Source organism: Actinophytocola sp. (assembly GCF_050699935.1).
Lineage (GTDB): Bacteria > Actinomycetota > Actinomycetes > Mycobacteriales > Pseudonocardiaceae > Actinophytocola.
In genome coordinates, this window is the sequence record NZ_JBOHGB010000024.1 from 57,422 (window position 1) to 64,624 (window position 7,203).

General features: G+C 69.7%; 7 protein-coding genes. All 7 read left to right on the forward strand.

Going from position 1 to position 7,203, the window contains the following annotated elements; all coding sequences use genetic code 11:
• The first annotated feature begins 4 nt into the window (after positions 1-4).
• Genes ACRDTB_RS11440 through ACRDTB_RS11470 form a run of 7 tightly spaced genes read left to right on the forward strand, consistent with a single transcriptional unit; the run spans position 5 to position 7,138 of the window.
• On the forward strand, positions 5-1,600 hold the full coding sequence (locus ACRDTB_RS11440) for a class I adenylate-forming enzyme family protein (RefSeq protein ID WP_431430061.1): 1,596 nt from the start codon (positions 5-7) through the stop codon (positions 1,598-1,600).
• A 47-nt stretch (positions 1,601-1,647) separates the two neighbouring features.
• Positions 1,648-2,778: an ABC transporter substrate-binding protein gene (locus ACRDTB_RS11445; protein WP_431430063.1), complete on the forward strand. Its 1,131-nt coding sequence runs from the start codon at positions 1,648-1,650 to the stop codon at positions 2,776-2,778.
• Between the two features lie 44 nt (positions 2,779-2,822).
• Positions 2,823-3,542 carry an ABC transporter ATP-binding protein gene (locus tag ACRDTB_RS11450; protein ID WP_431430064.1) on the forward strand — a complete coding sequence of 240 codons (720 nt, stop codon included), beginning with the start codon at positions 2,823-2,825 and terminating at the stop codon, positions 3,540-3,542.
• The gene (locus tag ACRDTB_RS11455; RefSeq protein ID WP_431430066.1) at positions 3,532-4,380 is read left to right on the forward strand and encodes an ABC transporter ATP-binding protein; all 849 of its coding nucleotides are present in this window, start codon (positions 3,532-3,534) and stop codon (positions 4,378-4,380) included. Before ACRDTB_RS11450 ends, ACRDTB_RS11455 begins: the two co-directional genes overlap by 11 nt.
• Before the next feature lies 1 nt (position 4,381).
• Positions 4,382-5,257, forward strand: coding sequence for a branched-chain amino acid ABC transporter permease (locus ACRDTB_RS11460; RefSeq protein ID WP_431430067.1), 876 nt, complete (start codon positions 4,382-4,384; stop codon positions 5,255-5,257).
• Positions 5,254-6,390: a branched-chain amino acid ABC transporter permease gene (locus ACRDTB_RS11465; protein ID WP_431430068.1), complete on the forward strand. Its 1,137-nt coding sequence runs from the start codon at positions 5,254-5,256 to the stop codon at positions 6,388-6,390. The genes ACRDTB_RS11460 and ACRDTB_RS11465 overlap by 4 nt, the downstream gene beginning before the upstream one ends.
• Positions 6,353-7,138: an enoyl-CoA hydratase/isomerase family protein gene (locus ACRDTB_RS11470; RefSeq protein WP_431430069.1), complete on the forward strand. Its 786-nt coding sequence runs from the start codon at positions 6,353-6,355 to the stop codon at positions 7,136-7,138. The genes ACRDTB_RS11465 and ACRDTB_RS11470 overlap by 38 nt, the downstream gene beginning before the upstream one ends.
• Positions 7,139-7,203 lie beyond the last annotated feature (65 nt).

Consider the following 7,203-nt stretch of genomic DNA (forward strand, 5'->3'; position numbering starts at 1 on the left):
TCCGGTGAATCGTGAGCTCTACGGAACCTGTGTCAGCTGTCGGCTCGAGGCGGCGGCCGCCGAGCGGCCCGACAAGGTGGCGATCGACTTCGAAGGGGCGACGCTGACCTTCGGCGAGTTGCGCCGCCGGTCGTCGCTCGGCGCGGCGCGACTGCGCGCGGCCGGCATCGGTCGCGGCGACGTCGTCGTGACGGCCGGCTACAACTCCCTCGACTACGTCGTGCTGTTCTTCGCCTGCCTCGCGTCGGGTGCGGTGTGGGCGCCGCTGAACGTCGCGCTGACCGACAGCGAGGTCCTCGAGCACGTGCGGCACCTGGGACCGGCCATGCTGCTGGCATCGGAGGAGTTCGCGGCGCACGCCGGGCGGGTGGACGACGAGCTCGGCGTGCGCACCGCGCGCATCGAGACGGTCGTGGCACCCGGCGCCGACTCCGTGGCCCCGCTCGAGGCGCACGAGCACGTCCGCGGCTCGGATACCGCGTGGATCATCTTCTCGGGTGCGACGACCGGGCGGCCCAAGGCGATCGAGCTGCCCGCGTCCTGGTCGGTGGCGAGTACGCAGCGCGCGATGGACGCCATCGAGCTGGCCGAGTCCGACGTCATCTACTCCGTCCTGCAGATGTACCACGCCTGGCAGTCCCTGCACGTGCTGGTCGCCGGCGTGACCGTGCGGTGCACGATCGCCATGCGCCGCTGGTTCAGTGCCTCGCGGTGGATCTCGGACGCCCGCCGGGTCGGCGCCACCATCGTCGACCCGCTGACCCCCATGATCAGTGCGATCCTGGCCCAGCCGCCGCGGAAGTCCGATGCCGACAACCGGATTCGGATGTCGATCAACGCCGTCACCGACGGCACGCCGCGCTCGATCGCCAACCGCATCGCCTACCACGAGCGGTTCGGTCTCTCGTCGGTCAACATCTACGGGCTCACCGAGGCCGGCGCGCTCGTCGCGTTCGACGTCCAACTGGGATCCGAGCCAAACCTCGGGATGCGCCCGTCGGACGACTACGAGGTGAAGGTCGCCGACGAGGACGGGTGGCCCTGTGAACCGGGTGTGGTGGGCGAGATCCACGTGCGGCCGCGGTATCCCGGGCTCATCGCGAAGGGCTACCGCTCCGATGCCGGCCGGACCGTCGCCGCGTGGCGCGACCTGTGGATCCACACCGGTGACCGCGCCAAGATCGAGCCGGACGGTGAGCTCCGGTTCGTCGGCCGGGACGCCTTCTGGATCCGGCGCCGGGGCGAGAACCTGTCCGCGATCGAGGTCGAGGGCGTTGTGCGCGACTTCCCCGGCGTGGCGGAGGCGGCCGTCGTCGGCATCGACGGCGAGCTGGGTGAGCAGGACGTCATGGCGTTCCTGGAGCCGGTGCCGGGCCAGGAGCTCGACCTCGACGAGCTGCACGCCTACGTGCGCACCCGCCTCGCCTACTTCAAGGTTCCCCGTTTCTACCAGGTCGTCGAGGCGTTGCCCCGTACCGCGAAGGGCGACGTCATGCGGCACAAGCTGACAAAGAACGACGCTCGTGTCTGGGACGCGGGCGTCGGGTACACGCCGAGCGGGACGCGGGAGCGCGTCCGGGCAAGCAAGCCCAACCCGTGACACACCACGGTTCGCCGTCTGTTCGTCACCCTCGCGAAGGAGCAACAATGCGCGTCGCACGCTACCGACTCAAGACCATGGTGTTGACGAGCGCGGCCGTCATCACGCTCGCGTCGTGCGGATCCGGCTCGGACGCCGGCGGCACCGGTGACGGGTCAACCTACACGCTCCACACGGTCTCCCCGCTCACCGGCGCGAACGCCGACATCGGCACGGCCGTCATCGCCGGGTTCAAGACCTACTTCGCCACCCACGGCAAGGAGGTGACCGGCAAGGACGTCACCATCGAGACCATCGACGACAAGAGCACCGCCGCGGGCACCCAGGCCGCGTTCCGTCAGGTCGTCTCGGAGAACGCGAACCTGCTGATCGGCCACCAGAACGGCCTCGCGCTGGCGGCGGCCGCACCGATCCTGGACTCCGCGAAGGTCCCGTACATCACGACCACGATCGCCGACTCGCTGATCCGGCCGGAGCCCAAGCCGTGGTTCTACTCCATCCGCACCACGACCCCGGACGAGGTCGACATCATGCTGCGGTACCTGGAGCAGAAGCTCGGCGGCAGCCTGTCCGGCAAGCGGATCGCCGTCGTCCCGGTGGACACCGGCGCATCGCCCAAGGAGATCGCCGACCTGGTCACCGCGGCCGGGAAGGAGAAGGAATTCACCGTCACCGTCGAGCACGCCGACGCCCAGGTGTCCAACTTCGACAGTGGTGCCGCGACGATCGAGTCGTTCCGGCCGGACGGTGTCATCCTGGCGACCACCCCCGCGGTGACGCCGGTCATCGCCAAGGCCATCATCGGCGCCGGCTACACCGGCCCGATGATCGGCTACTCGGCATCGGCGACGCTCGCGCCGCCGGCCAGTGCCGAGCTGCTCGCCGCCGCGAAGGAGACGGGCCAGGAGGAGTTCGCGACCAACACCTTCTACGTCCAGGCATACGTCGTCGCGTCGATCGCCGCCCGGGCCATCGCCGAGTGCGGCGCCGACTGCCCGCCGGAGAAGATGATCGAGGCGATCGACGGCATCGGATCGTTCACCCCGGAGGACGGCTCCTCCTACGGTCCGGTCGACGTCACCGGTGACCATCTCGCCGCCGAGAACGTGCAGTTCGTCAAGTACGACCCGGCGACCAAGCAGCTGGTCCCCAGCGGTGAGCCGGTCTCGGTGAGCTGATCGGACCGCGTCGTGCCACCGACTCTCCACGGGAGGACAAGCCGATGCTGAGCCTGGAGCAGGTGCAGGTCGTCTACCGCAACGGGGCCCTTGGTATCGCCGACGTGACGCTCGAGGTCGGGCCGGGGACGGTCGTCGCCCTCCTCGGCCCGAACGGGGCCGGCAAGACCACGACCGTGCGCGCCGCGAGCGGGTTCCTGCGCAGCGAGCACGTGCGGATCCCGACCGGCAGGGTGAGCTGGCAGGGCCGGGACATGACCGGCGCCGAACCGCACGCCTTCGCCCGCGCGGGCGTCGCGGTGGTGCCGGAGCGACGCAAGGTCTTCGGACACCTGACCGTCCGGGAGAACCTCCTGCCCATGGGGGTCATCCACAAAGGACGGCAGTACCGCGAACGGCTCGACGAGGTGTTCACGCTGTTCCCGAGGATCGCCGGCCGGCACCGCGAGCTGGCCGGCCGGCTCTCCGGCGGCGAGCAGCAGATGCTGGCGATCGGCCGGGCCCTGATCCGCCAGCCGTCCATGCTGATCATCGACGAGATGACGCTGGGCCTGCATCCCAGCATGCACCAGGTGCTCTACGACGCCGTCCGGGCCGTGGTGCGCGAGGGTCGGGCCATGCTCCTGGTCGACGAGAGCATGGCACTGTGCTCGGCACTCGCCGACCGCTTCTACCTGATCCGGTCCGGGCGCATCGTGCGCGAAGGTGAGACCGCCGACATGCGCGCCGCCGGCGCGGAGATGGCCCGGCACTATGTCTACTGACATCCCGGCGTCACCTGACATCCCGGCATCGGCCAAGCCGCCGGACGACGGCGGCGCGTCGATCGTCGACCTGACGGACCTGTCCGTCCACTTCGGAGGGAAGCACGCGCTCGAACACGTCACGTGCGGCCTGACGAAGAACCGGATCACCGCCATCGTCGGACCCAACGGCGCGGGCAAGACGACGTTGCTCAACGCCGTCGGGGCGTTCATCCCGGCGCGGCAGGTCACCGGCACGGTGCGGTACGACGGCGTGGACCTCGGGCAGGTGCGCTCGGCCAAGCTGGCCGCGCGCGGCTTCGCCCGCGCGTTCCAGGATCCACGGCTCGTCGACGACCACTCCCTGATCGACAACGTGCTGGGTGGTGCCCACCTGTCGCTGCGCTACTCCGTGTGGGACCAGATCGTCCGGCCGTGGCGCAGCATCCGCGAGGAGCGCCGGATGCGGGCCGAGGCACGGGACCTGCTCGACGAGATGGGACTCGCGGAGGTCGCCGACGAACCGGTGATCAACCTGCCGTACGGCCCCCGGAAGCTCTGCGACTACGCCCGCGCCGCGATCGGCGACCCGAGCTGCCTGATGCTGGACGAGCCGTCGTCCGGACTGGACGCCACCGAGCAGGAGCGGCTGGTCGAGATCCTGCTCGAGCGCCAGCGGCGCTCCCGCGCGTCGGTCCTGCTGGTCGAGCACCACATGGACGTGGTCGAACGGCTCGCCGACGAGGTGCTGGTGCTGGTCGCCGGCACCGTGTACATGCACGGCCCGACGCGTGAGGTGCTGGGCTCGTCACGTTTTCAGGACGTGCTGTCCGGCGTCGCCGCGCGAGAGGAGCACTGACATGGGTCCGTTCACGGTCGCGATCGTGGCCGGGTTCGCCACGGGTGGCGTCTTCGCGCTGATCTCGCTCGGCCTGGTGATCGCCTTCCGGTCGACGCAGACGCTGAACTTCGCGCACGGGCAGTTCATGCTGATCGGCGCGTTGATCGTCGGGAAGATCCAGGCGGACTCCCAGCTGCCGCTGCTGGTCATCGTGCCGTTCAGCGTCGCCACGGTCGCGCTCCTCGCCGTCGTCTTCTACCTGGTCGTGCTGCGACGGGTGATCGGCCTTCCGCACTTCGTCAGCGTGATCGCGACCCTGGGGCTGGCCGCGGCGCTCGACGGGTTGATCTTCCTGATCTTCGGGTCGACGCCGTACCAGCTCTCCGTGCCGTGGATTCCGGAAGGCAGCTTCGGCCTGTTCGGCTCACGGATACCGCGGGCGACGATCACCGTGGCCGTCGTGAGCATCGCGATCGCGATCGCCATCGCGATGTTCATCCGGCGGACGAAGGTCGGCGCCCAGCTGCGGGCGGCCGGACAGGACGCGATCCTGGCCAGCCAGACCGGAATCCGGGTGCATCACGTGTACGTCGGCGCGTGGGCCGCGGCCGGCGCGCTCGCCGCGGTCGCCGGGATCACCTACGGCTCGATCAACTCGGTGAACTCCTCGATCATCGACCTGGCGCTGTTCGCCTTCCCGGTGATCCTGCTGGGCGGACTCGACAGCATCGAGGGCGCGGTCGTCGGCGGGGTCGCCATCGGGATCATGCAGTCGCTGATCTCCACCTATCTCGGCGGTCAGTTCGTCACGGTCGTGACCTACGTGTTGCTGCTGGTGGTGCTGCTGCTCATCCCGAACGGGCTCTTCGGCAGCAGAGAGGCGAACCGGCTATGACCACACCGCGGTCCGACGTCACCGAGGACACCGCGTCGGCGGTCAGCGAGGACACCACCCCGGCCCGACGCGGCGGGCTGCCGCGCGGCGCGCGCCTGCTGCGGACCGTGCCGCCGACCGCCTGGCTACTGGTCCTCATTGGACTGGCCTGTGTGGACGCGACGCTGCTCGACAGGTCGTCGCTGTACGTCTTCGTCTTCAACACCGCACTGCTCGCCTGCATCGGCGCGGTCGCGTTGAACGTGCTCATGGGCACCACCGGTCAGGTGTCGGTGGGCAACGCGGCGTTCCTGGCGGTGGGCGCGTTCTCGTCGGTGATCGCCAACCGTGCCGGGTTCGGCTTCGTGGCCGAGCTGGGATTCGCGATGCTGGTCGGTGCCGTGGTGGGGTTCGTCGTCGGGCTGCCCGCGTCCCGGATCCGCGGCCTCTACTTCGCCCTCGCCACGCTCGCGGCGCAGTTCATCGTGCTGTTCCTCGCCCAGCAGTACCAGCAGCGGGTGTCCCGGGACGGGTTCATCATGCCGGTGTTCTACCAGGATCTCGGCTACCTGCCGGGCCTGCGTGCCTGGACGTGGACGCTGTTCGGCGTCGTCGTCCTGGTCTGCCTGCTCTGCGCCGCGTTGATGTACGGCAAGTCGGGGCGGGCGTTGCGGCTCATCCGCGACCACGAGGGGGCCGCGCCCGCCATGGGCATCCCGGTCTCCCGGTACCGCCTGTCGATCTTCGTGGTGACGTCGATGCTCATCGCCGTCCAGGGTTCGCTGACCGCGCACATGATCGGGTCCGTGACGACCGACCAGTTCACCTTCGCCCTGGCGGTGTCCTACATCGTCATGATCCTGATCGGCGGGCTGGACTCGATCCCGGGAGCCCTGTTCGGCGCGTTCTTCGTGACCTTTCTGCCGCAGTACCTGCCGGCTGCCGTCGCGGGCATGACCGGCCTCGATGGCATCCGGGAGAACGGGCCGCAGCTGGCTTTGATCGTGTACGGCGTCCTGGTGATGATCTTCATCACGAGCGCTCCACGAGGCGTCGCGGGCTGGGCACGCCACGTCCCGGCGTTGCTCAGCCGCGTGTCCGGCACAGGGAGGAGTCATGATGGGGATGATCAGCGCGGAGTGGGTCGGCGGTGAGTCGTCGGTTCGGCTCGTCCGGCTGAACCGGCCGGAGCGCGCGAACGCGTTCGACACCGACGCGGTGGCCGACCTCAATCGCATCCTCGACGAGCACGAGTCCCACGGCGAGCTGCGGGCACTCGTGGTCACCGGTGCGGGCAAGTACTTCTGCAGCGGCGGCGACCTGACCGAAGGGGGCAAGCCGGACAGGTGGCTGCGCGAGATCAAGCGACTGTTCGACCGGATCGAGAGCGCGGAGTACGTGACGATCGCCGCGATCAACGGCATGGCGGTCGGGGGCGGCTGCGAGCTTGCCCTCGCCTGCGACCTGCGGGTCATCTCCGAGGCAGCGCTGATCGGCATGCCCGAGGTCAAGTTCGGCGGCATCGCGTTCGTCGGCGGTACGCAGCGCACCACGCGTCTGGTCGGGCCGTCCAAGGCCAAGGAGCTGCACCTGTTCGGTGAACTGGTCGACGGCCGGGAGGCCTGGCGCATCGGACTGGTCAACGAGTGCGTACCGGCGGACACCGAGCTCGATCGCGCGCTGGTCATGGCGAAGGACCTGGCCGCCCGGCCGGCGCGCTCGGTACGCCTGATCAAATGGCTGATCGACACCGGGCGGTCGCTGGATCACCACAGCGCCGGCGAGCTCGAGTCGTTGGTGGGTGAGCAGATCGTCATGCCCGCGCTCGACGCGGAGCGTGCCCGGCCGTCGTCGGACGGCGACAGCGTGTACGACCGGCTGGCCCGCGGGAACGACACGTAGCCGCGCGGGTCAGCGGCGTGACCTGCCGGCGGCCGCCCGGCGGGTGCGGGCGGCCGGCGCGACCC

What these genes read in the sequence shown, in the direction of transcription:
- ACRDTB_RS11445 (WP_431430063.1), top strand. Translation starts at nt 1,648, where the DNA reads ATGCGCGTCGCACGCTACCGACTCAAGACCATGGTGTTGACGAGCGCG.
- ACRDTB_RS11460 (WP_431430067.1), top strand. Translation starts at nt 4,382, where the DNA reads ATGGGTCCGTTCACGGTCGCGATCGTGGCCGGGTTCGCCACGGGTGGC.
- ACRDTB_RS11450 (WP_431430064.1), top strand. Translation starts at nt 2,823, where the DNA reads ATGCTGAGCCTGGAGCAGGTGCAGGTCGTCTACCGCAACGGGGCCCTT.
- ACRDTB_RS11470 (WP_431430069.1), top strand. Translation starts at nt 6,353, where the DNA reads ATGATGGGGATGATCAGCGCGGAGTGGGTCGGCGGTGAGTCGTCGGTT.
- ACRDTB_RS11465 (WP_431430068.1), top strand. Translation starts at nt 5,254, where the DNA reads ATGACCACACCGCGGTCCGACGTCACCGAGGACACCGCGTCGGCGGTC.
- ACRDTB_RS11455 (WP_431430066.1), top strand. Translation starts at nt 3,532, where the DNA reads ATGTCTACTGACATCCCGGCGTCACCTGACATCCCGGCATCGGCCAAG.